The organism is Lysobacter enzymogenes, assembly GCF_900106525.1.
Lineage (GTDB): Bacteria > Pseudomonadota > Gammaproteobacteria > Xanthomonadales > Xanthomonadaceae > Lysobacter > Lysobacter enzymogenes.
Genome location: NZ_FNOG01000015.1, coordinates 80,687 through 81,810 on the forward strand (window position 1 = coordinate 80,687; position 1,124 = coordinate 81,810).

Annotated in this window: 1 protein-coding gene; it reads right to left on the reverse strand. The window is 64.1% G+C overall.

Annotated elements, in window-relative coordinates; all coding sequences use genetic code 11:
- Nucleotides 1-1,124: DUF7507 domain-containing protein (locus BLU84_RS24905; RefSeq protein WP_211664605.1), on the reverse strand; the 1,124-nt coding region annotated here is incomplete at both ends.

The following is a 1,124-nucleotide window of genomic DNA, read 5'->3' on the forward strand; positions in this document are numbered from 1 at the left end:
GTCACATTGCCCGTGTTGGTCACGCGGACGCGGTAGCTCAGCGTGTCGTTGACGGTGATCGAGCCGCTGCCGTCTTCGTCGGCGTTGCTGGTCTGGGTCTTCTCCGAGCTCAGGTTCGGCGACTGGGTCACCGGCGTGGTGACGGTCGGGTTGCACTTGGCGTCGGTCGAGCCGGCCGGACACACGTTCGGCGTCGAGGTACCGACGGTAGCCTTGTTGACGATCGAGCCGGCGTTCACGTCGGCCTGCTGGACCTTGTAGGTGCCGACCAGGTCGCAGGTCGCCGCCGGCGCCAGCGTGGCGCAGGTGATCGTATTCGGCGTGATCTTGTCATCGGTGACGACAACGTCCGTCAGGGTCACGTTGCCCGTATTGGTCACGCGGATGCGGTAGCTCAGCGTGTCGTTGACGGTGATCGAACCGCTACCGTCTTCGTCGGCATTGCTGGTCTGGGTCTTCTCCGAGGTCAGGTTCGGCGCCTGGGTCACCGGCGTCGTCACGGTCGGGTTGCACTTGGCGTCGGTCGAACCGGCCGGACACACGTTCGGCGTCGAGGTACCGACCGTCGCCTTGTTGACGATCAAGCCGGCGTTTACGTCGGACTGCTGGACCTTGTAGTTGCCCACCAGGTCGCAGGTCGCCGCCGGCGCCAGCGTGGCGCAGGTGATCGTGTTCGGCGTGATCTTGTCGTCGGTGACGACCACATCCGTCAGGGTCACGTTGCCGGTGTTGGTCACGCGGATGCGATAGCTCAACGTGTCGTTGACGGTGATGCTGCCGCTGCCGTCTTCGTCGGCATTGCTGGTTTGGGTCTTCTCCGAGGTCAGGTTCGGCGCCTGGGTCACCGGCGTGGTGACGGTCGGGTTGCACTTGGCGTCTGTGGAACCGGCCGGACAGACGTTCGGCGTCGAGGTGCCGACCGTCGCCTTGTTGACGATCGAACCAGCATTGACGTCGGACTGCTGGACTTTATAGGTGCCCACCAGGTCGCAAGTCGCACCCGGGGCCAACGTCGCGCAAGTGATCGTATTCGGCGTGATCTTGTCGTCGGTGACGACCACATCCGTCAGAGTCACATTGCCCGTGTTGGTCACGCGGACGCGGTAGCTCAGCGTGTCGTTGAC